Origin of the sequence: Pseudomonas deceptionensis (assembly GCF_900106095.1) — a bacterium.
Lineage (GTDB): Bacteria > Pseudomonadota > Gammaproteobacteria > Pseudomonadales > Pseudomonadaceae > Aquipseudomonas > Aquipseudomonas deceptionensis.
In genome coordinates this window covers 4,283,963-4,308,132 of the sequence record NZ_FNUD01000002.1, presented here as the reverse complement: position 1 = coordinate 4,308,132, position 24,170 = coordinate 4,283,963, and the positions used below count along the sequence as shown (strand labels likewise).

The window sequence follows — 24,170 nt, the reverse complement described above, 5'->3', positions numbered from 1 at the left end:
CAAGCTGCAACGCACTGAATGACATCAAACCTTGTGTGGGACCTTTTCAATGAGTGGAAATACCTCGCATTCGGGCGAGCTTAAACGCGGCCTGAAAAATCGTCATATCCAGCTGATAGCCCTCGGTGGCGCGATTGGTACTGGCCTGTTCCTCGGTTCGGCCGGGGTACTGAAGTCGGCCGGCCCGTCGATGATCCTCGGCTACGCGATCTGCGGCTTTATCGCGTTCATGATCATGCGCCAGCTGGGTGAAATGATCGTCGAAGAACCGGTAGCCGGTTCTTTCAGCCACTTTGCCCACAAGTACTGGGGCGGTTTTGCCGGCTTCATGTCGGGCTGGAACTGCTGGGTGCTGTACATCCTGGTGGGCATGTCAGAGCTGACCGCCGTCGGTAAATACGTGCACTACTGGTGGCCTGAGATCCCGACCTGGGCTTCGGCAGCTGCCTTCTTTGTCCTGATCAACCTGATTAACCTGACCAACGTCAAAGTGTTCGGCGAGGCCGAGTTCTGGTTCGCGATTATCAAGGTTGTGGCGATTGTGGGCATGATCGCCCTGGGCAGCTACCTGCTGGTCAGCGGCACCGGCGGTCCTCAGGCATCGGTCAGCAACCTGTGGGAACACGGCGGCTTCTTCCCGAACGGGACGACCGGCCTGATCATGGCCATGGCCTTTATCATGTTCTCCTTCGGTGGTCTGGAAATGCTCGGTTTCACCGCAGCAGAAGCCGACAAGCCACGCACCGTGATCCCTAAAGCGATCAATCAGGTGATCTACCGCATCCTGATTTTCTACATCGGTGCTCTGGTAGTCCTGTTGTCGCTGACCCCGTGGGACTCGTTGCTTGAAACCCTGAATGCCGGTGGCGACAGCTACAGCAGCAGTCCGTTCGTGCAAGTATTCTCGATGCTGGGCAGCAACACCGCTGCGCACATCCTCAACTTTGTGGTCCTGACCGCAGCGTTGTCGGTGTACAACAGCGGTACCTACTGCAACAGCCGCATGTTGCTGGGCATGGCGCAGCAGGGCGATGCCCCGAAAGTGCTGGCCAAGATCGACAAGCGCGGCGTGCCGGTCAACTCGATCCTGGCGTCGGCTGCGGTGACCGTGATTGCGGTGCTGCTCAACTACCTGATGCCTCACGATGCGCTGGAACTGCTGATGTCGCTGGTAGTGGCCACGCTGGTGATCAACTGGGCGATGATCAGCTTCTCGCACCTCAAGTTCCGCCAGCACATGGACAAAACGGCACAAACGCCGCTGTTCAAGGCACTGTGGTATCCGTACGGCAACTACGTCTGCCTGGCATTTGTGGCCTTTATTCTGGTGATCATGCTGCTGATCCCGGGTATCCGGGTGTCGGTGTACGCGATTCCGGTGTGGGTGGTCTTCATGTGGGTGTGTTTCCTGGTCAAAAACAAGCGCGCGGTGCAGGCATCGGCTGCGGCCTACAGCTCAGCGGCTAAATAAGCTCGGCGGTAAACACGACAAACCCGGCCATTGCGCCGGGTTTGTTGTTTGTGGGGTATCCTGCAGGCCCTGAAGACGGACCCATTTTCAATGCTGGTGATTTCCAACAACGTGCACATCCCTGATGCCGAGATCGAGCTGACGGCGATTCGCGCTCAAGGTGCGGGCGGGCAGAACGTCAATAAAGTTTCAAGCGCCATGCACTTGCGCTTCGACATACCCAATTCGTCACTGCCGGAGTTTTACAAGGAGCGGCTGCTGGCGCTACGCGACAGCCGGATCACGGGCGAGGGCGTGCTGATCATCAAGGCCCAGCAATATCGCACCCAGGAACAGAACCGTGCCGATGCGCTGGAGCGTCTGGTCGAGTTGATCGTCAGTGCAACCAAGGTCGAAAAAAAACGCCGCCCCACCAAACCCACCCTGGGTTCGAAGAAGCGACGTCTGGAGTCCAAGACCAAGCGCGGCAGCATCAAGGCCGGGCGGGGCAAGGTAGATTTCTAGTTCTATGCTGATCGCTGGCGTTTGGCCTGGCGATACAGATAAACACTGAGCAGCAATCCGCTAAACGCCGCCAGTGCCGCAAACAGAAAGATCGAGGCAAAGCCAAAGCCTGCGGCCACGGCGCCCACCAGCGGGCCGGTGATGCCCAGCGACAGGTCGATAAACAGCGAGTACGCACCCACGGCTGCGCCACGGCTCGATGCGGGTACCAGGTTCACCGCCTCCACGCCCAGCGCCGGGAATACCAGCGAGAAGCCAAAACCGCTCAAGGCCGCGCCCGCCAGGGCCAGTTCCGGGTTTGGCGCCAGCCACAGCAACAGCAAACCCAGGGTTTCGACGCTCAGGCAGGCAATCGCCACCCGAAAACCGCCGATACGGTTGATCAGGTTGCCGAACAGCAGTCGCGCGCCGATAAAGCTGGCGCCAAACAGGCTCAGGCACAGCACTGCGTTTTCCCAGTGGTTGGTCGCGTAGTACAGGGTGATAAAAGTCGCGATCGTGCCAAAGCCGATCGAGCCCAGCGCCAGCCCGGCGCCGTGGGGGAAAACGCGTCCCAGCACATGCAGGAACGGCAAGCGCACGCCGCTGACGACAGGGGCGGCGCGTTTGGGCCAGGCCAGCAGCAGACCTACGGTCGCCAGCGCAATAATGCTCGCGCCCATGCTCCACATGCCCCAATGGCTGACCATCAGCACGCCCAGTGGCGCGCCAATGGCTATCGCGCCGTAGCTGGCGATGCCGTTCCAGGAAATCACCTTGGCCGTGTTGTGTGCACCTACCCGGCCAATGCCCCAGCCGATGGAACCGGAGCCCACCAGGCTCTCCGCGCTGCCCAGCACCAGCCGGCCGATCAGCAGGCAAGTCAGGCTCAAGGCCGGCGTCGCCGAGGTCCAGCTGGATGCCAGCATCAATACGCCACTCAAGCCGCAGCCCGCCAAGCCATACATCACGGCGCGCTTGCTGCCCAGGTTGTCGATGATGCGGCTGGCGTAAGGGCGGCTCAGCAACGTGGCCAGATATTGCACGCTGATCACCAGCCCGGCGATGACGGTGCCGAAACCGAGGTGGTTGTGGACGTAACCGGGCAGAACGGCCAGCGGGATGCCGATATTCAGGTAGCCGATAAAAGTGAACAGAACAATGGAAACCACTTGTAGCGTGATCGCCATAGGGCGCTGAGTGTCAGGCATGGGGTAGGGGTCCTGCGGGGAGCGGTTGGGTGCAGATTACAGTGGTGCTACCAATTGTGTCGCGATCAAGGCAGCCAGGGCATTTTCCTGGGTGCCGAAACGCTTGAGCAACGTTGCTTGCTTTTCGGGGCTGAGGCGCTCCCACAGGTCGATCATTTTTTCGGCGGTGCCGATCAGAACGCTGGCTTGGGTTTCGCTGAAAGTGTCAGTCACGCTTAGATCCGGGGGTAGAGGGGGGTGGAACGATTGTGTCAGACGGTGTGAAAAACAGGCTGCTTTTCGCACCGTCTGATTGTGAGCCGTCAGTCTTCGCTGTCGGCCTGGAGGCTTTCTGGTGCCTCATCCAGTGCGGTGTTTTCACCGCTGGAGTGTTGCGGGTTTGGCTGCTGAGTTTCGTGCAGGCTTGGGAAGGGGAGGTTTGGGATCTCGTGCATCGTCGCGCTCCTCGCAAGGTGTGTTTTAAGTAGCTTGCTAAGGATACAGGACAGAGTGTGACAATTTGTCTTTTTATTGCGTCTGGGGGGATTTGTATCGAATTTTATATCTTGAGGTGCGAACGGCGTGTGTAGCCGCTGCCGCAGGCTGCGATCGAGCCCGCAGGGGTCGCTCTTGTTCAAGAGTGAAGGTCCTGCGGCCCTTATCGCAGCCTTCGGCAGCGGCTACAGAGGGATCAGCGGGTGCAGACCTGCGCAATCGCCTTGGCCAGCAGGCTCAGGCGGGTGCCGTCGACGCCGGCCATGTTGGCGCGGCCAGAACCGACCATGTAGACGCTGTGCTTCTCGCGCAACAACTGGACTTGTTCCTGGGTCAGGCCGGTGTAAGAAAACATCCCGCGTTGCTCATTGATATGAGCGAAATGTTCGGCCAGCCCGAATGGCGCCAGTGCTTCTACAAGCCCGCTGCGTAATTGCGCGATGCGGCTGCGCATGGCCTCCACTTCGTCGATCCACAGGTTTTTAAGCGCTGCATCGCCAAGGATGGTCGCGACTACCGCCGCACCATGATCCGGCGGGTTGGACCACAGGTTGCGCGCCAGGTAGGCCAGCTGGCTGCGGATATCCGTCAGCTTTTCGGCATCATTGGCACACACGATCAAGGCGCCAACCCGCTCGCGGTACAGGCCGAAGTTCTTCGAGCATGAGCTGGTGATCAGCACTTCCGGCAATTCGCTGGCGAACAGGCGAGTCGACCAGGCATCTTCCTGCAGGCCGTCACCGAAGCCCTGATAAGCGAAGTCGATCAGCGGCAGCAGCTCGCGACGGCGTACCACCTCCAGCACCTGCAGCCAGTCAGCCCGGGACAGGTCGAAACCGGTCGGGTTGTGGCAGCAGGCGTGAAGCAGTACCACATCGCCTTTTGGTGCGTGTTCCAGTGCCTGGAGCATCGCCGCAACGTTGAGCTTGTTGTCGCGGCCCACGTAGGGGTAGTGGCTGATCTTCAGCCCGGCAGCGGCAAAGATGGTTTCATGGATCGGCCATGTCGGATCGCTCAGCCAGATGCCCCGGCCCGGCAGGCATTGCGCGATGAAGTCGGCGCTCAGGCGCAACGCACCGGTGCCGCCCGGGGTTTGGGTGGCTCCCGCACGTTTGCCCGCCAGCAGCGGCGAACCCTCACCCAGTACCAGTTCGCTGATCAGTTGCCCAAAGCGGCTGTCGCCATGACCGCCGATATAGGTTTTGGTCAGTTGCTGGTCAACCAGGCGCTGTTCGGCTTTCTTGACCGACTGCAAGATCGGCGTCAGGCCATTGGCGTCCTTGTAGACGCCCACGCCCAGGTCGAACTTGTCCGGGTTGCTGTCCTGCTGGTAGGCATCCATCAAACCGAGGATCGGGTCGCCCGGCACCCGCCCAATGGCTGCAAAGTGCATTACTTGCGGCCTTCTGCGGTTTTGGCGACTTCGTCAGTGCGCGCGGCCATGATGAAATCGTTGCGGTGCAGGCCTTTGATCGAGTGGCTCCACCAGGTCACGGTCACCGAGCCCCACTCGGTCAGCAGGCCCGGGTGATGGCCTTCGGCTTCTGCGATTTCGCCCACGGCATTGGTGAAGGCCAGTGCGAATTTGAAGTTCTTGAACAGAAAGACCTTTTCCAGCTGCATGATGCCGTCGCGAACTTCGATGTTCCAATCCGGAATCTGTTTGATCAGTACCGGCAGTTCTTCGTCGCTGACCTGTGGAGCATCGGCGCGGCAGGCTTCGCAGTGGGCTTGGTTCAGTGCGTTCATGGTGGATTCCTGAATTCAGTTTTTATTGATGTGTAAAAAGACGTGTTATGCCGCTTTCGGTTTAGGCGCGAACTTTGGCGCGTGCAGGCCCATGGTCATGCCTTTTTCTACCATGCCCATGATGTCTTCGTGGGCAAGGTCGAACAGTCGCTTCAAGTCCGGCAGGACAAAGTACAGCGGCTGCAAAATATCGATGCGGTACGGCGTGCGCATGGCTTCCAGCGGATCGAAGGCCTGATGTTCCGGCTCTGACGACAGGCTGTAAACCGTTTCTTTGGGCGACGAAAGAATCCCGCCGCCATAGATGCGTTTGCCTTCTGGCGTGTCGACCAGACCGAACTCGATGGTCATCCAGTACAGGCGGGCCAGGTATACCCGTTGCTCCTTGCTCGCTTGCAGCCCCAGCTTGCCGTAGGTGTGGGTGAACTCGGCAAACCACGGGTTGGTCAGCAGCGGGCAGTGGCCGAAAATTTCGTGGAAAATATCCGGCTCTTGCAGGTAATCCAGCTCTTCGGGGGTACGAATAAAGGTCGCTACCGGGAATTGCTTATTGGCGAGCAATTCAAAGAAGGTCTGGAAGGGGATCAGTGCAGGAACGCGGGCAACTTGCCAGCCAGTGGTGGCACCCAGTACCTGGTTGATTTCACTCAGTTGCGGGATGCGGTCGTGGGGCAGGCCCAGCTTTTCGATGCCTTGCATGTACTCTGGGCAGGCGCGGCCTTCCAGCAGCTTCAGCTGACGGGTAATCAGTGTGTTCCACACCGCGTGTTCGCCAGGTGTGTAGTCGATAAAGCCACTGGCATCCGGCTCACGGGCGACGTATTTCGTTTGCTTCATGATGCTCTCCGCAAGGAAATCGTTTTTATTATTCGGTGTTGTGCGATGCCTTAGTGATACCCCAAGTGATTGCTGCATGCAGCTAGCCTAAAGCCAGTAATGCTGGGATGATGCTCGTTATTCGTAAAGTATTCGTTACGCACTGAGGGTTTGGCTGTCATTCTTGAGTGTGCGACAGCAAAACTGTCACAAAATCGTGACGACGAAATGCCCCTGAAGTAGGAAAACTTCTCTGTGGGAGCGAGCCTGCTCGCGAAAGGCGCTCTTGAGGCCTTCGCGAGCACGCTCGCTCCCACACTGGATCTCCATTGTTAGTTATTCCCGAGCCCTGCCCATGCGTATCAAAGTTCACTGCCAAAACCGGATTGGCATCCTTCGCGACATTCTCAATCTGCTGGTTGCCTATGGCATCAACGTGAAGCGGGGGGAGGTCGGGGGAGATCAGGGCAACGCGATTTATCTGTACTGCCCGAACTTGATCAACCTGCAATTCCAGGCCATGCGCCCGAAATTTGAAACCATTGCCGGGGTGTTTGGGGTCAAACGCGTAGGTTTGATGCCCAGCGAGCGACGGCATATGGAGCTCAATGCCTTACTAGGGGCGTTGGAGTTTCCGGTGCTGTCCATCGACATGGGGGGCTGCATTGTTGCCGCCAACCGTGCGGCGGCGCAGTTGCTGGGGGTGCGGGTCGATGAAGTGCCGGGTATTTCCCTGTCGCGTTATGCCGAAGACTTCGACCTGCCCGAGCTGGTGCGGGCCAACAAGTCGCGGATCAATGGCTTGCGGGTCAAGATCAAGGGGCTGGTGTACCTGGCCGATATCGCGCCACTGCAACTGGAACATGATGAAAGCGAGGCCATGGCCGGCGCCGTCCTGACCCTGCACCGCGCTGACCGCGTGGGCGAGCAGATCTACAACGTGCGCAAGCAGGAGTTGCGCGGTTTTGACAGCATCTTCCAGAGCTCTAAAGTCATGGCCGCTGTGGTGCGTGAAGCCCGGCGCATGGCGCCCCTGGACGCGCCGCTATTAATAGAAGGCGAAACCGGCACCGGCAAAGAACTGCTGGCCCGCGCCTGTCACCTGGCCAGCCCCCGTGGCCAGTCGCCGCTGATGGCGCTCAACTGCGCAGGGCTGCCCGAGTCGATGGCTGAAACCGAGCTGTTCGGGTACGGCCCGGGGGCGTTTGAAGGCGCGCGGGCCGAAGGCAAGCTCGGCCTGCTGGAACTGACAGCGGGCGGTACGTTGTTTCTCGATGGTGTAGGCGAAATGAGCCCGCGTTTGCAGGTCAAGCTGCTGCGCTTTTTGCAGGACGGTTGCTTCCGGCGGGTCGGCAGCGATGAAGAGGTCTACCTCGATGTGCGGGTGATGTGCGCCACTCAGGTCGACCTGTCCGAGTTGTGCGCCCGGGGCGAGTTCCGCCAGGACCTGTACCACCGGCTGAACGTGTTGTCGCTGCATATCCCGCCGCTGCGCGATTGCCTGGACGGGCTGGAGCCTTTGGTCGAGCACTTTCTGGATCAGGCCAGCCGACAGATCGGTTGCCCGCTGCCCCGCCTGGCGCCTGCCGCGATGGATCGGTTGAGCCACTACCACTGGCCGGGTAACGTGCGCCAACTGGAAAACGTGCTGTTTCAGGCGGTGTCGCTGTGTGATGGCGGGGTGGTCAAAGCCGAGCATATCCGCCTGCCGGACTACGGCGTGCGCCAGCCGCTGGGCGAGTTCTCGCTGGAAGGCGGCCTGGACCAGATTGTCGGGCGTTTCGAGAAGGCGGTGCTGGAGCAGCTGTATTCCGAGCACCCGAGTAGCCGATTGCTGGGCAAGCGGCTGGGGGTTTCCCACACCACCATCGCCAACAAACTGCGCGAGTACGACATTATCAAGGCTAAGCAGTAGAGCCGTGGGAGCGAGCCTGCGCGCGAATGGCCTTCGCGAGCAGGCTCGCTCCCACAGGTTTTGCGTTGTCTGGCAGACCATGCCTTGCCGCTACCGGCAGAACCCCGCCGTATTCTCGTCTTTTGCTGCTCTGTCCTCATTCCGAAATCAGCCACCCGCCCAGTCAATGCGGCCTTTCGCAGCGTCAAAATAAAGTTGGTGCGCAAATTGCTTTAGCCATTGGAGTACAGCGGTGGGCGGCAAGCGTCCGTCAGACAGAGGAAAGACTGTGGACAAGTACCTTTATGTGGCAATGACCGGCGCCAGTCAGAACGCACTGGCGCAAAAGGCGCATGCCAACAATCTGGCGAACATCTCGACCAACGGGTTTCAGCGTGACCTGGAACAGGCCCGCTCGATGCCGGTGTTTGGTGACAGCTTTCCGGCGCGGGCCTTTGCCCTGACCGAACGCCCGGCGACTGACTTCACCCCCGGTGCCATGATTGAGACCGGACGCGATTTGGACGTGGCCGTGTCCGGCGATGGCTGGCTGGCCGTGCAGGCGCCTGACGGCAGCGAAGCCTATGTGCGTACCGCGAGCATGAACGTGGATGCCCTGGGCATTCTGCGTGCTGGCAACGGCATGCCGATCATGGGCAATGGCGGGCCGATCGCGGTGCCGCCCCAGCAGCAAATCGAAGTCGGCCAGGACGGCACCATCAGCATCCGTGCCCAGGGCGAAGGCCCGCGGGTGATGGCGCAAGTGGACCGCATCAAGCTGGTCCAGCCGGACCTGAAAACCATGAGCAAGGGCCTGGACGGCTTGATCCACACCAACGATGGCCAGCCGGCACAGGCCGATGCCAACGTGCAGGTGGTCTCGGGGTTTCTGGAGGCGAGCAACGTCAATGCCGTCGATGAGATGACCTCGGTGCTGGCCCTGTCCAAGCAGTTCGAGCTGCACATCAAAATGATGAACACCGCCAAAGAAGACGACCAGGCCATGACTCGGGTCTTGTCCATCAGCTAATTACTTGAACGCAGCGCCGAAAAACCGGCGCGCGAGGAGAGCACCATGCTTCCGGCACTTTGGGTTGCAAAAACAGGTCTGGCTGCACAAGACACCAACCTGACCACCATTTCCAACAACCTGGCCAACGTGTCGACCACCGGTTTCAAACGTGATCGCGCCGAGTTTCAGGACTTGCTCTACCAGATCAAACGCCAGCCAGGTGCCCAGTCGACCCAGGACAGCGAGCTGCCGTCAGGCCTGCAAGTGGGCACCGGGGTGCGCATTGTCGGCACGCAAAAGAACTTCGCCGCCGGTAGCCTGCAAACCACCGACCAGCCGTTGGACATGGCCATCAATGGCCGTGGTTTCTTCCAGATCATGCAGCCCGACGGGACTACGGCCTACAGCCGCGACGGTACTTTCCACCTGGACTCCAACGGCCAGATCGTCACCGCCAACGGCTTTGCCCTGGAACCGGCGATTGTGGTGCCTGCCGATGCCCAGACCTTCACCGTGGGCCAGGACGGCACCGTCTCGGTGACGATTTCCGGCAACCCGGCTGCCCAGGTGATCGGCAACGTGCAGACCGCCGACTTCATCAACCCGGCGGGCTTGCAGTCCCAGGGCGGCAACCTGTTCCTTGAGACTGCATCCAGCGGCGCACCGCAAATCGGCACCCCCGGTCTGAACGGTTTTGGTCTGACCATGCAAAGCATGCTCGAGACTTCTAACGTCAGCACCGTAGAAGAAATGGTCAACATGATCACCACTCAGCGCGCCTACGAGATGAACTCCAAAGTGATCTCCACCGCTGACCAAATGTTGTCGTTCGTAACGCAAAATCTGTAATCGCGCAGGAGAGCTCATGAAACGCTTGTTTTCTGTTCTGGCCCTGGGCGGCATTACGTTTCTGGCGGGCTGTGTCAGCCCGCCACCGCGTCAGAACGATCCGTACTACGCCCCTGTCCTGCCACGCACGCCGCTGCCGGCAGCGGCCAACAACGGCTCGATTTACCAGGCCGGTTTTGAGCAGAACCTGTACAGCGACCGCAAGGCGTTCCGCATTGGCGACATCATTACCATCACCCTGAACGAGAAGACCCAGGCGAGCAAAAACGCCAACTCGGCGATCGGTAAAAACAGCAATACCAGCATCGGCCTGACCTCCCTGTTCGGCAGCGGCCTGACCACCAACAACCCGCTGGGCAGTGGTGACCTGAGCCTGAATGCCGGATACAGCGGCAGCCGTGCCACCAAGGGCGACAGCAAGGCGGGGCAGGGCAACAGCCTCACCGGTTCGATCACCGTGACCGTGGCCGACGTGCTGCCCAACGGCATCATCGCCGTGCGCGGCGAGAAGTGGATGACCCTTAACACCGGCGACGAACTGGTGCGTATTGCCGGCCTGGTTCGCGCGGACGACATCTCCACCGACAACACCGTGTCCTCGACCCGGGTGGCCGATGCGCGCATCACCTACTCCGGGACGGGCTCGTTTGCCGATGCCAGTCAGCCGGGCTGGTTTGACCGCTTCTTCCTTAGCCCGCTTTTTCCTTTTTAGTGATGGCCCACATGCCCAACCTCAAGCATTTGCTGGCAGCCGTGTTGCTGATGTCGGCCTCCCTGGGCGCCCACGCCGAGCGGCTGAAAGACATCGCCAGCATTTCTGGCGTGCGCTCCAACCAATTGATTGGTTATGGCCTGGTGGTCGGCTTGAATGGTACGGGTGACCAGACCACGCAAACCCCGTTCACCCTGCAGACCTTCAACAACATGCTGTCGCAGTTCGGCATCAAGGTCCCGCCGGGTTCGGGCAATGTGCAGCTCAAGAACGTCGCGGCAGTGTCCATCAGTGCCGACTTGCCGGCGTTTGCCAAGCCGGGGCAGGTGGTCGACATTACCGTGTCCTCCATCGGCAACTCCAAGAGCCTGCGTGGCGGTACGCTGTTGCTGACACCCCTCAAGGGTATCGACGGCAATGTGTACGCCATCGCCCAGGGCAACCTGTTGGTGGGCGGGTTCGACGCCGAAGGCCGTGACGGTTCCAAAATCACCGTCAACGTCCCGTCAGCCGGGCGTATCCCCGGCGGCGCATCGGTTGAGCGGGCAGTGCCCAGCGGTTTCAACCAGGGCAACAGCCTGACCCTGAACCTCAATCGTTCGGACTTCACCACCGCCAAGCGCGTGGTGGACAAGATCAACGACTACCTGGGCCCGGGCGTTGCGCAGGCCATCGATGGCGGCTCGATCCGCGTCACCGCACCCCTGGACCCAAGCCAGCGGGTCGACTACCTGTCGATCCTGGAAAACCTCGAAGTCGACCCCGGGCAGGCGGTGGCCAAGGTCATCATCAACTCGCGCACCGGCACCATCGTGATCGGCCAGAACGTCAAGGTATCGCCTGCGGCCGTGACCCACGGCAGCCTGACCGTGACCATCACCGAAGACCCGATCGTCAGCCAGCCGGGCCCGCTGTCCAACGGCCAGACCGCCGTGGTACCGCGCTCGCAGATCAATGCCCAGCAGGAAGCCAAGCCGATGTTCAAGTTCGGCCCGGGCACCACGCTGGACGAAATCGTGCGTGCGGTGAATCAGGTGGGGGCTGCGCCCAGCGACTTGATGGCGATTCTCGAAGCCCTCAAACAGGCCGGCGCGCTGCAAGCCGACTTGATCGTGATCTGAGGCCAACGTCATGGACATGCGTAAGAGCGGTGTGGTCAGTGGCAGTGATTCCGGGGCGTTCACCGACCTTAATCGGCTGAACAACCTGAAGGTCGGCGACCGCGAAAGCGAAGGCAACATGCGTAAGGTTGCGCAGGAGTTCGAGTCGCTGTTCCTCAACGAAATGCTCAAATCCATGCGCTCGGCCAACGAAGTACTGGGCAAGGACAATCCGCTCAACACCCCGGCGGCCAAGCAGTATCAGGAAATGTACGACCAGCAGCTGTCGGTGACCTTGTCCCGGCAGGGCGGCGGCATCGGCCTGGCAGACGTGCTGATGCGCCAGATGTCGAAAAACAAATCCGCGGTGCCGGGGGAGGCTGCGGCCACCACCGCGCTGACCCCGCAAGCCAAGGCTCCGGTCGCTGCCACCTCTGCCGACAGCCCCTTTGTCCGCTCCAGTGGCCAGCGTCAGTTGTGGGCCTCGCGGGTCGCCATCGCGCCGAATGCGGCAGAGGGTGGGCACAAAAATGACATGGCCATGCTCAACCAGCGGCGTCTGGCGTTGCCGACCAAGCTGACCGACCGCTTGCTGGCCGGGATTGTGCCGTCCGCCGACCCGGCGCGCTCGACCCTCAACACCGGTGCAGTGCCGGGGCGCACCTCGCCGGGGCTGGATGCGGTGCTCAAGGGCAGCCGCCAGCCGATGCTCAGCGCCTCGGGTGCCCAAGGGCGGATGCAGATTTATGGCCGTGCCGTGGCGCAACCGCCGCTGGCCCCGGCCAAGCAAGCCTTCGAGTCGCCGGATGCCTTCGTCGCCACCATGCTGCCGATGGCGCAGCAGGCGGCCGACCGTATTGGCGTCGATCCGCTGTACCTGGTGGCGCAAGCTGCGCTGGAAACCGGCTGGGGCAAATCGGTGATGCGCCAGCAAGACGGCAGCAGCAGCCACAACCTGTTCGGCATCAAGGCCACCGGCAGTTGGCAGGGCGCGCAGGCGCGGGCCATCACCAGTGAGTTCAAGGGCGGGCAGATGGTCAAGGAAACGGCGGACTTCCGTTCCTACGACTCCTATCAAGACAGCTTCCACGATCTGGTGACGCTGTTGCAGAGCAACAATCGTTATAAAGAAGTGCTCAATGCGGCCGATAAACCGGAGCAGTTTGTACGCGAGTTGCAGAAGGCCGGTTACGCGACCGACCCTGAGTACGCGAGCAAGATTTCGCAGATAGCCAAGCAAATGAAAACCTACCAGAGCTACGCCTCGACGGGTTCTCTCACGAATTTATAAGGTTTGAACCATGGCGAGTTTGATCAACATCGGGATGTCGGGGCTTAACGCCAGTCAGGGCGCATTGGCCACCGTGGGCAATAACATTGCCAACGCCAATACCTCGGGCTATTCGCGTCAGCAAATCGTCCAGGGCAGTGGTGCCTCGCAACAGGTGGGCGGGGTGTTTATCGGCACCGGCACCACCCTGGCCGACGTGCGCCGCGTCTACAACGCCTACCTCGACGCCCAGTTGCAAACCACCACCTCGCTCAATGGCGATGCCCAGGCGTACCTGGATCAGATCGGTTCGGTCGACAAGCTGCTGTCGGATAAAAACACCGGCGTCTCGGCCGCCCTCAGCAGCTTTTTCTCATCGTTACAGACCGCCGCCAGCGCGCCCGGCGACATGTCGGCGCGCCAGTTGTTGCTGACCAACGCGCAAACCCTGAGCAACCGGTTCAACTCGATTTCGTCCCAGCTCAACCAGCAGAACGAAGGCATCAACAGCCAGCTGGACACCTTGACCTCGATGGTCAACCAGCACACGGCCACCATTGCTTCGCTGAACAAGCAGATTGCCCAGGCGACGACTGCCGGCAACACCCCGAACAACCTGCTGGATGCGCGCAACGAAGCCGTGCGCACCCTCAACGAGCTGGTGGGCGTTACGGTTCAGGAACACGACAACGTTTACGACATTACCCTGGGCACCGGCCAGGCGCTGGTGCAGGGCAATACGTCCAACACCCTCTCGGTGCAGCCGGGCCAGGTCGATAAAAGCCAGTACAGCGTTCAGATCAACTACGCGCAGTCCAAGTCCGACGTGACCTCGGTCATCAGCGGCGGCAAGATCGGCGGCCTGCTGCGTTATCGCGACGATGTGCTTGCACCTGCGATGAACGACCTGGGGCGCACCGCGATTGTGGTCGCCGATGCGATCAACAAGCAGCTGGGCCAGGGGCTGGACGCCAATGGCGAGTTTGGCTCGTCGCTGTTCAACAACATCAACAGCGAAAAGGCCATCACCCAGCGCAGCCTGGCAGCCACGGGCAACAGTGCCGGCTCCAGCAACCTGAACGTGAGCATCAGTGACAGCAGCCAACTGACGACTTACGACTACAAGGTGACGTTTACCAGTGCCACCGAATACACGGTCCAGCGTTCTGACGGCCAGGATGCCAAGGGGCCGTTCAAGCTCGGCGACAAGCAGGAGATCGACGGCTTTACCCTCCAGCTCCCCCAGGGCGGCGCGGTAGCTGCGGGCGACAGCTTCAAGGTCAGCCCCACCCGCAACGGCGCCAGCGCTATCGGCGTGCAAATGAGCGATGCCAATAAGTTGGCGTTTGCCGGGCCTTTGGTGGCGGGGGCGGGCGGTTCCAACAGTGGTACCGGTGCGGTGGGCGGCCTGAGCCTGTCCTCGGTGCTGGATATTTACGGCGGCGTCGATCTGGGCAAGTCGCAAAGTGATATTGAAGGCGCGATGCCGGTACGGATTGCCTTTGACGAAGCCGGCACCGACGGCACCCAGACTTATCGGGTGCTGAACGAAGCGGGCAAGGAAATCGGCAAAGGCAGCATCGTGCCGGGGCAGGACAACAAGGTCACGATCAATGTGCCCGTCACCAACGCGGACGGCACCACGACCAACGTCGGTTTTGACACTGTTATCAGCGGCTCGCCGGGCAAGGGCGACAGTTTCGATATCAAGTTCAACAAGGACGGCAAGGCCGACAACCGCAACGCCAACGAACTACTGGGCCTGCAAACCAAAGCCACCGTCGGCGTGGACAAGAGCGGCAACGGCGGTGTGAGCCTGGGTACCTCCTACAGCCAGCTGGTGTCCAAGGTGGGCGGCAAGGCCAGCCAGGCCTCGGTCGATGCCACGGCCAATGGCGCGGCACTGGCCTATGCCAAGGAAGTGCGCAACTCGGTGTCCCAGGTCAACCTGGACGAAGAAGCGTCCAACCTGGTCAAGTTTCAGCAGTACTACACCGCCTCGTCGCAGATCATTAAAGCGGCGCAAGCAACCTTCAGCACGCTGATCAACAGTCTTTAAGGGAGCCCGCGACGATGCGTATTTCTACCTCGCAGTTTTTTGAATCGACCAGTGCCACCTACCAGAACAACTTCTCGTCGGTGATCAAGACCCAGGGCCAGATCGACTCCGGCGTGCGCATCCAGACGGCCGCGGATGATCCGGTGGGCGCGGCCCGCCTGCTGCAACTGCAGCAGCAAAAAGACATGCTGGGCCAGTACAGCACCAACATGAACAGCATCAAGTCTTCCTTGGGTGCTCAGGAATCGGTGCTCGACAGCATCAACACCGCGCTGCAGAGCGCCAGTGAGCTGGCCTTGGGGGCTGGTAGCGGTAAAAGTGATGCTGATCGCGCCACGATTGCCAACGAGCTGAAAAACATCGAAGACCAAGTATTCAGCCTGCTCAATAGCAGGGACGCCTCGGGCAATTACATGTTCTCGGGCTCTAAGGCCGATACGCCGCCTTACACCCGCAATAACGACGGCACATATAGTTATCAGGGCGACGATACGCAGCTCAACCTGAAGGTTTCGGACACCCTGAATCTGGCCAGCAGCGACACGGCCAAAAGCTTTATGGAGAACGCGGTCAATACCGGACGTACACAAACCACGTATGTACCGACGCTGGACGCCAATGGGGTGCCGACAGTCAATGATGCCAAAGTCTCAGTGTCGGCCGGCTTGATCACCTCGAGTTCGGTGTTCAACAAAAGCTTTGCCGATGGTCAGCCCTACTCGCTGGAGTTCACCAGCAGCACGCAATACAAACTGACTGACACTAACGGCAAAGATGTGACCTCTGAAGTGCCGGGCAATGGCACCTTCGATTCGACCAAGGAGGGGGCGCACAGCATCAGCCTACGGGGTGTGTCGTTTGATATCGACGTGAACCTCAAGGATATTTCTGCGGCGGATCAGGATGCTTTTGTGGCTGGTCGTACCTTCAACCTGGAGGCCAAGCCGGACACCTTTCACGCATCGCGCACGCCGAGCAATGCCTCGACGGCACAGATTACCGGCTCAACAGTTGACGATGCTAAAGCTTATAGCGACAGCTTCCCGAGCAATGGCGCGGTGATTAAATTCACCAGCGACATCGAGTACGAAATCTACGCCCAGCCTATAACGGCGAGCAGCAAATCGATTGCCAATGGAAGCATGACCGGCGACGCAATCACGGTCATGGGGGTCAAGTTCGATTTTACCGGCGCGCGGGCGGCGGGCGACCAGTTTGTGGTCAAGGGCAACAACCACCAGAGCCAAAGTGCGCTAGACACCATCAGCCAGTTGCGTTCGGCCTTGATGGTGCCAACCGACAAATTCCCGGCGGCCCAACAAACCCAGAATGATGCCATCAACTCCGCCATTGGTAACCTGCAAAACGCCAGTGCGGGCGTTGATACTGCGCGTGGCTCGATTGGTGCGCGCTTGAAGGCCGTCGATGTCCAGGCCGACGCCAATATCAGCCTGGGCCTGGCCAACGACTCCACCACGGCGGCGATTGGCAACACCGACATGGCCGGGGCGTCCATCGAACTGGCGTTCCAGAAAGCCATGCTCGAAGCCTCGCAACTGGCGTTCGTCAAAATTTCCCAGCTGAGCCTGTTTAACCAGCTTTAAACAGCTGCGCTAAGGCCGCTGTGTGGGAGCGAGCCTGCTCGCGATAGCATTAACGAGGTGATTCAGGCATACCGCGTTGAGGCTATCGCGAGCAGGCTCGCTCCCACAGGGAATCTCTGCGTTCTCGTAATGTTTTGTATAAAACCACACAAAATAGCGTGACCTGTGAGTCATAACGCGCATCTTCACTGTATCGTGTGAAACGTACGGGCGGGTGCCGGGCCTTTTTCAGGCTGTTTTGTATTTTTTCAAGCACCCACATTCGCCGCATTCCTGCGCGATAAAGCCCTTTTATTGTCAGCGCCCCTCGATTGTGCGAGCGGGTGATCTCCAGCTATTTAGTATTGGGAAGCCACAATGATTGGCATTAAAAGCATCGCCAGTTACGTGCCGGCGGGCGGTATAGACAACTATGCCCAGGGCGCGAAGTTCTCCAAGGACGAAGACTTCATTCTGGGCAAGATCGGTTCGGCCTTTCTGCCACGTAAAGATGCTGACCAGGAAACCTCGGATCTGTGTGTCGAAGCCGTCAACGCGCTGTTCGCCAACAATCCGCAGCTCAAGCGCGAATCCATCGACGCGCTGATCGTCGTCACCCAGAACGGCGATGCTGAAGGCCTGCCGCACACGGCCGCCATCGTCCAGGACAAGCTCGGCCTGCCGACCCACGTCGCCGCCTTTGATATCTCCCTGGGTTGCTCGGGTTATGTCTACGGCATCTACGCGATGAAAGGCTTTATGGAAGCCACGGGCCTGAAAAACGGCTTGTTGATCACCGCCGACCCGTATTCGAAAATCGTCGACCCGGAAGACCGCAACACCACCATGCTCTTCGGCGATGCCGCGACCGCCACCTGGATGGGTGAAGACGCGACCTGGCAGCTGGGCAAGGCCAAATTCGGTACTGACGGCTCCGGCGCCCCGCATCTGAAAGTCAGCGATGGCGTGTTCTTCATGAACGGCCGCCAAGTATTCAACTTTGCATTGCTCAAAGTGCCTGCGCACTTGAACGAATTGCTGGAAGAGTCCGAGCTGACTTCCCAAGACATCGACGCCTTCTGCATCCACCAGGGCAGTGCGGCCATTGTCGACGCCGTGGCCCGTCGCTTTGAAGGCGAGCCCGAGAAGTTCATCAAGGACATGGTCGAGACCGGCAACACCGTGTCATCGAGCATCCCGTTGCTGCTGGAAAAGCACGCGATGGAGTCCACCTGGAAGCGCGTAGCCCTGAGCGGCTTCGGCGTTGGCCTGTCGTGGGGTTCGGCGATCCTCTATCGCCCATAAGCTTCACGCTGAAATACAAAACGCCCGTGGCCCAAAAAGCCACGGGCGTTTTGCGTTAAGAGCGGCCCTCACCCTAACCCTCTCCCGGAGGGAGAGGGGACTGACCGCGTTGTTCTGCCTAATCCATCGACCTGAATCATCGAGTCGATTATGGACTCACAGCCTCAATCTCAGGTCGAAGAGAATCTGCAGCATTCCAAAATCGGCTCACTCTCCCTCCGGGAGGGGGTGGGGTGAGGGTGGGATTTGAAGCCGGGCACAAGTTCGACGGCCTGAGCTAACCCCCTGAAATACAAGGGATGGCCCCCTGCCAGTAAAAAAAATCAAAAAACCCCTCAAGCAACCAGCATTCACGACGATAACTATTACGAAGGTTCTCTAGGCCACACCCGGCGGTTGCCAGGGCCGGAAGCCGCAGTATTCATCTAATGAGGATTTCGTCATGGGTTTATCAGTTAATACAAACGCAACGTCGTCGATTGTTCAGAACAACTTGAACAAGGCTGCTACTAACCTGAGCACCTCGATGACCCGTTTGTCTTCCGGCCTGAAAATCAACAGCGCCAAAGACGACGCCGCCGGCATGCAAATCGCTAACCGTCTGACTAGCCAGATGAAAGGCCTCACTGTTGCTGTTAAGAACGCCAACGACGGTATCTCCATGGCTCAGACCGCTGAAGGCGCGATGCAGGAATCGACCAACATTCTGCAGCGTATGCGTGAACTGGCCCTGCAATCGGCAAACGGCTCGAACAGCGATGAAGACCGCAAATCCCTGAACCAGGAATTCACTGCCCTGAAGGGTGAAATCAACCGTATTTCCAGCACCACCACCTTCGGTGGCAAAAACCTGCTGGACGGTACGATGCAGAATACCAAGTTCCAGGTCGGTGCTAACGCCAATGAAACCATCTCCTTCGGCGTGGGTGACCTGAGTTCGGCAGGCCTTAAAGGCCAGTACAGCACTGCTTCGGTTGCCGGTGGCAACCTGGCGGGCATGGCTGCTTCGGTTACTGGCGGTGCCAAGAATGGCGGTGCGACGGTTGTTACGGGTGCAGTGCCGGCTCCGGCATACACGACAACTGGGACTGAAAAACTCAATATCAATGGTCGAGATGTAACGATTGCTGCTGGTGAGGCAACTGTTGCTGACCAAGCGGCTGCCATCCAACTTGAGTTGGATAAAGATGCAACCAATACAATTAAAGCTACTGAAGCTGGTGGTGCTCTCGTCCTGACGAATACCCATGGTGGGGTTTCCATCGCCGGTGCGGATGCTGATAAGTTTGGTCTTACTGCAGGTACTACCAATACGGTCACTACTGGCGCCTCGAAGTTGGCTGCGGGCGAAATCACTGTCAATGGCAAGACAGTTACTTTGGGCGCCACTGGTAAAGACACCGTTAAGGATGTTCTCGATCAGCTTAACGCTCTGCCTGACGTAGGCTCTGCAACAATCGACAAAAATGGCCGCATCTCGCTGACCTCTGCGGATGGCAAAGCACTTACTCTGGCAGACGGCGCCAACGCTAACGGCGGTCCTGGCTCGCTCGCTGCACTGGGTCTGGCCAGCGGGACTACTAACGTAAAAACCGTTGCTGACACCTCGCTGAAAATTGGCGCAACCGAAATCAAGATCGCCAAAGGGAGCGACATTGACTCTGTGATCTCGTCGATCAACAGCGCCAGTGCAGGTGCAACGGCTACCAAGACTGAGGACGGCAAAATTTCCCTGTCCGCCAACAAGGATATCGTCATCAGTGCGGGCAGCACCGGCACCTTGGCTGATCTGGGCCTGAAAGCTGAAACTATCAGCGCTGTGACTTCGCAGACCACCGTCGATCAGTTGGATATTCTGGATGCTACTGCATCTCAGAACACCGTTCAGGCGCTTGACGCTGCAATTCAGCAGATCGACAGCCAGCGTTCTGCACTGGGTGCTGTGCAAAACCGTTTCGACAGCACTGTTTCTAACTTGAACAGCATCAATGAAAACGCCTCCGCCGCGCGTGGCCGTGTGCAGGATGCTGACTTCGCTTCTGAAACCGCTGAATTGACCAAGCAACAAACCCTGCAGCAGGCATCCACCGCGATCCTATCCCAGGCCAACCAGTTGCCATCCGCAGTTATGAAGCTGCTTCAGTAATAATGGCAATAGTTTGAAAACAGAAGGGCGCGTTTACGCGCCCTTTTGTGTTTTAGGCTCTTGGTGAATGCCAATGCCCGAGGTGGCATGAATTTTGTTGCTGTCTGCTGAATAAGGTGTTGTTAGCCAACAAAACGGCAGGCAGTGAAAGGAGAAAGAAGATGGCCAGTTCAACGGTGAGCGGTGTCGGCTCGGGTATTGATACTCAGTCCATTGTAAAGGCGTTGGTCGCTGCAGAAAAAGCGCCCAAGCAGACGCAAATTACTACCCAGCAAACGCAAACGACAACGCAACTGTCGGCACTGGGTACGGTAAAGGGCGCTCTTGATTCTTATCGTGCGGCCATCGACAAACTCAAGGACCCTTCCAGCTTCAGTGGCTTGGCGGGTACAACTTCAGACGACAAAAAAAGCAAGGTCACCATCGATGCTACGGCATCAACCGGCACTTACAGTCTTGTGGTCGAGCAGTTGGCCACTGCGTCGAAGGTCAGTAGTCCGGTGTACGAGAAGGGTGCTTCGGCAGTGGTCAATAGCGGTACCGAGGCCGCCACGCTGAAAATTTCTCAATCTGGTGTTGACTACAATGTGAGCATCGCCCCTGGTGCAACCATGAAGCAAGTGCGTGAGTCCATTAACACGCAGCTGTCGGGCAAGGGTATCAGTGCCAACGTATTGACCGATGCCAGTGGTTCCCGTCTGGTGCTGACCTCGTCGAAGATGGGCAAGGATACCGAGATCACCATGGGTGGTGACTCGGAGTTGGCTAACGGATATACCTCGCTGGTTGAGCCGCAAAACTCCATTTATACCATCGATGGTTTGAAGATGGAGTCGGCTAGCAACAAGGTTGACTCGGCCATCAGTGGTGTGACGATCGAGCTTCTGGCCGGGGACAAGGCGGCGACTACTATTACGGTTGCGGCTAGCTCCACGACGTTGAAAACCTCGGTACAGGCTTTCGTCACGGCCTACAACGCATTGATGACGACGATCAATGCTCAAACTAAGGTCACGGCCACGGGGGACTCCTCAACCACTATGTCGGGCGCTCTGACAGGCGATGCGTCCATGCGTCAGCTGGTGTCCAGCTTGCGTGGCGAGTTGCTCAATGGCGCGGCTGCGGAAACGACCATGGGGTTGTCGCAGATGGGGGTCAAGACGGATGCTAAAACTGGCTTGCTGACTCTGGATGATGCCGCGTGGAGTAAGGCAATCGCCAAACCCACGGGAGCGATGGATATCGCCAAGACTTTCACCGGTGACACGGGCCTGATAGCACGGATGACCAAAGCCACAGCTTCGTATGTGGGCTCAGCTGGCACCTTGACTCAGCGTACCGGCGATCTCAACAACAAGCTGACAGACCTGACGACGCAGCAGGCGGATCTAGATCGCCGTATGGAGACTCTGCAAACCACGCTCTCTGCCAAATACAATGCGATGGATACGCTGGTTGCTCAGCTCAATGCCACAAGTTCCAGTGTCATGACTACTCTGAATTCGCTTAATAACCCTAAGACAACCTGATCTCACTGAGCCTCACCGCTAAAGCTTCCGGCAGCTCAGTCGATATAAAAATCAAGAACCAGTCATTTTTGCCTGACACCGTAATGAGGTAGAAACATGAACCCGATGCGCGCCCTTCGTCAGTATCAGAAGGTTAATTCCCACGCTCAAATCTCCGAAGCCAGCCCCCATCGCTTGATTCAAATGCTGATGGAAGGCGGTCTGGATCGCATGGCCCAGGCCAAAGGCGCGATGAGCCGTGGTGATGTCCCGCAGAAGGCGATGTTGATCACCAAGGCCATCGATATCATCACCGGTCTGCGTCAGGGCCTGGATGAGGACAAGACCGACGACAAGGCGGCCTTGCAGCAGCTGGACAGCCTGTACGAGTACATGACCGTGCGCCTGACCCTGGCCAATGCCAAAAACGATCCGGAAATCATCGATGAAGTGGCGCGCCTGCTGATCACGGTGAAAAGCGGTTGGGATGCTATCGCGGCAGAACACGGCTAACAGCCTGAGGAGTGCGTCATGAGCCAGCTTCAACGAATTCAGGAAACCCGCGAAGCGCTGATTGATGCGCTGGCCGAGCGCAATTGGGATGCCATTGGCGAGTTGGACTCGGCCTGCCGGGTGTGTGTCGAGAATGTGCTGGACGAAGCGCCGCTGGATGAAGCCGTGTTGCGCGAAAATCTGGAAGGGCTGTTGGTGGTGTATCGCATGCTGCTGGAGGCGGCGACCGATGAGCGTCAGTCGGTCGTTGACCAAATGGGGCAGATCAATCAAGCAAAAAATGCGTCAAAGGTTTACCATCTATTCGGTTAAGGCATAAAGAATATGTGGTTAATCGCGTTTTAAACCGCCATAAATTTGACTATGCACAGTTTTTTGACTTAACTAGCGCGTTATTCTGTATTCAGTCGTCTTAGATATCCAACAGGGTTAGGGCGTCTATATATGTCTTGCCATCCGGGACATTGAGTTGACTAGGGAAGTTGCTATTGCATGTGGCGTGAAACCAAAATTCTGCTGATCGATGACGATAGCGTCCGCCGCCGCGACCTGGCGGTGATCCTGAATTTTCTCGGCGAAGAAAATTTAGCCAGCCCTGGCCACGAGTGGGAGCAGGCCGTCAGTTCGCTGACATCCAGTCGTGAAGTGCTCTGTGTGCTCGTAGGCACCGTGAGCACTGCGGGTGGTCTTTCTGGCTTGCTTAAGACACTGGCTGTGTGGGATGAGTTCCTGCCAATCATGCTTTTAGGTGAGGTTTCTTCGGTCGACTTGCCTGAAGACCAGCGCCGCCGGGTGTTGTCCAACCTCGAAATGCCCCCCAGCTACAGCAAATTGCTTGATTCCCTGCACCGTGCCCAGGTCTATCGCGAGATGTACGACCAGGCCCGCGAGCGCGGCCGTCATCGTGAGCCCAACCTGTTCCGCAGCCTAGTCGGTACCAGCCGGGCGATTCAGCATGTGCGCCAGATGATGCAGCAAGTGGCCGACACCGATGCCAGCGTATTGATCCTCGGCGAGTCCGGGACCGGCAAGGAGGTGGTTGCGCGTAACCTGCATTACCACTCCAAGCGCCGCGACGCGCCGTTTGTGCCGGTCAACTGCGGGGCGATACCTGCCGAGCTGCTGGAAAGCGAGTTGTTTGGGCATGAGAAGGGCGCCTTCACCGGCGCAATCACCAGCCGCGCCGGGCGTTTTGAACTGGCCAATGGCGGCACGCTGTTCCTCGATGAAATCGGCGACATGCCGCTGCCGATGCAGGTCAAGTTGCTGCGGGTGTTGCAGGAGCGGACCTTTGAGCGCGTAGGCAGCAACAAGACCCAGTGCGCCGATGTGCGGATCATTGCCGCGACCCACAAAAACCTCGAAAGCATGATTGAAGTCGGCGCCTTCCGCGAAGACTTGTACTACCGCCTCAACGTGTTCCCGATCGAAATGGCGCCCCTGCGTGAGCGGGTCGAAGACATTCCGTTGCTGATGAACGAGCTGATTTCGCGCATGGAGCACGAAAAACGCGGCTCGATCCGCTTCAATTCTGCCGCCATCATGTCGCTGTGCCGCCATGCGTGGCCGGGCAACGTCCGCGAGCTGGCCAACCTGGTGGAGCGCATGGCGATCATGCATCCGTACGGGGTGATTGGCGTGGCAGAGCTGCCGAAAAAATTCCGCTACGTGGACGACGAAGACGAGCAGATGGTCGACAGCCTGCGCAGCGACATGGAAGAGCGCGTGGCGATCAACAATGCCAACACCGACTTTGTGGCCAGCGCCAATGCGATGCTGCCGCCCGAAGGCCTGGACCTCAAGGACTACCTTGGCGGTCTGGAGCAAGGCCTGATCCAGCAGGCGCTCGACGACGCCAATGGCATCGTCGCCCGTGCGGCAGAACGCCTGCGGATCCGTCGCACCACCCTGGTGGAAAAGATGCGCAAATACGGCATGAGCCGTCGCGAAGGCGAGGAACAGGCAGACGATTGACGCTTGCGCGATCATCGCCCTGTAGCCGCTGAGGAGTGAAG

The 24,170-nt window shown here is 58.9% G+C and carries 22 protein-coding genes; 16 read left to right on the top strand and 6 right to left on the bottom strand.

From position 1 onward, the window contains the following. Window positions 1-49 precede the first annotated feature (49 nt). On the top strand, window positions 50-1,471 hold the full coding sequence (locus BLW11_RS19920) for an amino acid permease (protein ID WP_048360732.1): 1,422 nt from the start codon (window positions 50-52) through the stop codon (window positions 1,469-1,471). A gap of 90 nt (window positions 1,472-1,561) precedes the next feature. Further along, window positions 1,562-1,975, top strand: a complete 414-nt coding sequence (gene arfB, locus BLW11_RS19915; protein ID WP_048360733.1) for an alternative ribosome rescue aminoacyl-tRNA hydrolase ArfB — start codon at window positions 1,562-1,564, stop codon at window positions 1,973-1,975. 2 nt (window positions 1,976-1,977) lie between these two features. Here arfB and BLW11_RS19910 read toward each other — a convergent pair whose 3' ends face one another. The 6 genes from BLW11_RS19910 to phhA all read right to left on the bottom strand — a co-directional run bounded on the left by BLW11_RS19910 (window position 1,978) and on the right by phhA (window position 6,225). Further along, window positions 1,978-3,165: an MFS transporter gene (locus tag BLW11_RS19910; RefSeq protein WP_048360734.1), complete on the bottom strand. Its 1,188-nt coding sequence runs from the start codon at window positions 3,163-3,165 to the stop codon at window positions 1,978-1,980. Between the two features lie 36 nt (window positions 3,166-3,201). After that, the gene (locus BLW11_RS24025) at window positions 3,202-3,378 is read right to left on the bottom strand and encodes a hypothetical protein (protein WP_019828784.1); all 177 of its coding nucleotides are present in this window, start codon (window positions 3,376-3,378) and stop codon (window positions 3,202-3,204) included. Window positions 3,379-3,467: 89 nt separating this feature from the next. Next, window positions 3,468-3,599, bottom strand: a complete 132-nt coding sequence (locus tag BLW11_RS24205; protein ID WP_277620431.1) for a hypothetical protein — start codon at window positions 3,597-3,599, stop codon at window positions 3,468-3,470. A 236-nt stretch (window positions 3,600-3,835) separates the two neighbouring features. Continuing rightward, on the bottom strand, window positions 3,836-5,032 hold the full coding sequence (locus tag BLW11_RS19905) for an amino acid aminotransferase (protein ID WP_048360735.1): 1,197 nt from the start codon (window positions 5,030-5,032) through the stop codon (window positions 3,836-3,838). Next, entirely contained in the window at window positions 5,032-5,388 is a 357-nt protein-coding gene (locus BLW11_RS19900; RefSeq protein ID WP_048360736.1) for a 4a-hydroxytetrahydrobiopterin dehydratase, read from the bottom strand. Before BLW11_RS19900 ends, BLW11_RS19905 begins: the two co-directional genes overlap by 1 nt. A 45-nt stretch (window positions 5,389-5,433) precedes the next feature. Then, on the bottom strand, window positions 5,434-6,225 hold the full coding sequence (gene phhA, locus BLW11_RS19895) for a phenylalanine 4-monooxygenase (protein ID WP_048360737.1): 792 nt from the start codon (window positions 6,223-6,225) through the stop codon (window positions 5,434-5,436). 334 nt (window positions 6,226-6,559) lie between these two features. On the opposite strand from phhA, the gene BLW11_RS19890 reads away from it, so the two are divergent. The 14 genes from BLW11_RS19890 (at window position 6,560) to BLW11_RS19825 (ending at window position 24,129) form a co-directional block, all read left to right on the top strand. Next, window positions 6,560-8,119, top strand: coding sequence for a sigma-54-dependent transcriptional regulator (locus BLW11_RS19890; RefSeq protein ID WP_048360738.1), 1,560 nt, complete (start codon window positions 6,560-6,562; stop codon window positions 8,117-8,119). A gap of 268 nt (window positions 8,120-8,387) precedes the next feature. Further along, entirely contained in the window at window positions 8,388-9,128 is a 741-nt protein-coding gene (locus tag BLW11_RS19885) for a flagellar basal body rod protein FlgF (RefSeq protein ID WP_048360739.1), read from the top strand. Window positions 9,129-9,173: 45 nt separating this feature from the next. After that, entirely contained in the window at window positions 9,174-9,959 is a 786-nt protein-coding gene (gene flgG, locus BLW11_RS19880) for a flagellar basal-body rod protein FlgG (RefSeq protein ID WP_048360740.1), read from the top strand. A 16-nt stretch (window positions 9,960-9,975) separates the two neighbouring features. Then, the gene (gene flgH, locus BLW11_RS19875; protein ID WP_048360741.1) at window positions 9,976-10,671 is read left to right on the top strand and encodes a flagellar basal body L-ring protein FlgH; all 696 of its coding nucleotides are present in this window, start codon (window positions 9,976-9,978) and stop codon (window positions 10,669-10,671) included. Between the two features lie 11 nt (window positions 10,672-10,682). Further along, on the top strand, window positions 10,683-11,792 hold the full coding sequence (locus BLW11_RS19870; protein WP_048360742.1) for a flagellar basal body P-ring protein FlgI: 1,110 nt from the start codon (window positions 10,683-10,685) through the stop codon (window positions 11,790-11,792). Between the two features lie 10 nt (window positions 11,793-11,802). After that, complete coding sequence (flgJ, locus tag BLW11_RS19865; protein WP_048360743.1) at window positions 11,803-13,062, top strand: flagellar assembly peptidoglycan hydrolase FlgJ; 1,260 nt, start codon at window positions 11,803-11,805, stop codon at window positions 13,060-13,062. A 10-nt stretch (window positions 13,063-13,072) separates the two neighbouring features. Beyond that, entirely contained in the window at window positions 13,073-15,100 is a 2,028-nt protein-coding gene (flgK, locus tag BLW11_RS19860; RefSeq protein WP_048360744.1) for a flagellar hook-associated protein FlgK, read from the top strand. A gap of 14 nt (window positions 15,101-15,114) precedes the next feature. Further along, entirely contained in the window at window positions 15,115-16,704 is a 1,590-nt protein-coding gene (locus BLW11_RS19855) for a flagellar hook-associated protein 3 (protein ID WP_048360745.1), read from the top strand. A gap of 357 nt (window positions 16,705-17,061) precedes the next feature. Beyond that, window positions 17,062-17,988 carry a ketoacyl-ACP synthase III gene (locus BLW11_RS19850; RefSeq protein WP_048360746.1) on the top strand — a complete coding sequence of 309 codons (927 nt, stop codon included), beginning with the start codon at window positions 17,062-17,064 and terminating at the stop codon, window positions 17,986-17,988. Window positions 17,989-18,430: 442 nt separating this feature from the next. Next, window positions 18,431-20,134, top strand: a complete 1,704-nt coding sequence (locus tag BLW11_RS19845; protein ID WP_048360747.1) for a flagellin N-terminal helical domain-containing protein — start codon at window positions 18,431-18,433, stop codon at window positions 20,132-20,134. Between the two features lie 161 nt (window positions 20,135-20,295). Beyond that, window positions 20,296-21,663 (top strand): flagellar filament capping protein FliD, encoded by a 1,368-nt coding sequence (fliD, locus tag BLW11_RS19840; protein ID WP_048360748.1) that lies wholly within the window; start codon window positions 20,296-20,298, stop codon window positions 21,661-21,663. A gap of 96 nt (window positions 21,664-21,759) precedes the next feature. Next, window positions 21,760-22,155, top strand: a complete 396-nt coding sequence (gene fliS, locus BLW11_RS19835; protein ID WP_048360749.1) for a flagellar export chaperone FliS — start codon at window positions 21,760-21,762, stop codon at window positions 22,153-22,155. Window positions 22,156-22,173: 18 nt separating this feature from the next. Then, entirely contained in the window at window positions 22,174-22,467 is a 294-nt protein-coding gene (fliT, locus tag BLW11_RS19830; RefSeq protein WP_048360750.1) for a flagellar protein FliT, read from the top strand. A gap of 180 nt (window positions 22,468-22,647) precedes the next feature. Beyond that, window positions 22,648-24,129, top strand: coding sequence for a sigma-54 dependent transcriptional regulator (locus BLW11_RS19825; protein ID WP_048360751.1), 1,482 nt, complete (start codon window positions 22,648-22,650; stop codon window positions 24,127-24,129). The last annotated feature ends 41 nt before the right edge of the window (window positions 24,130-24,170 follow it).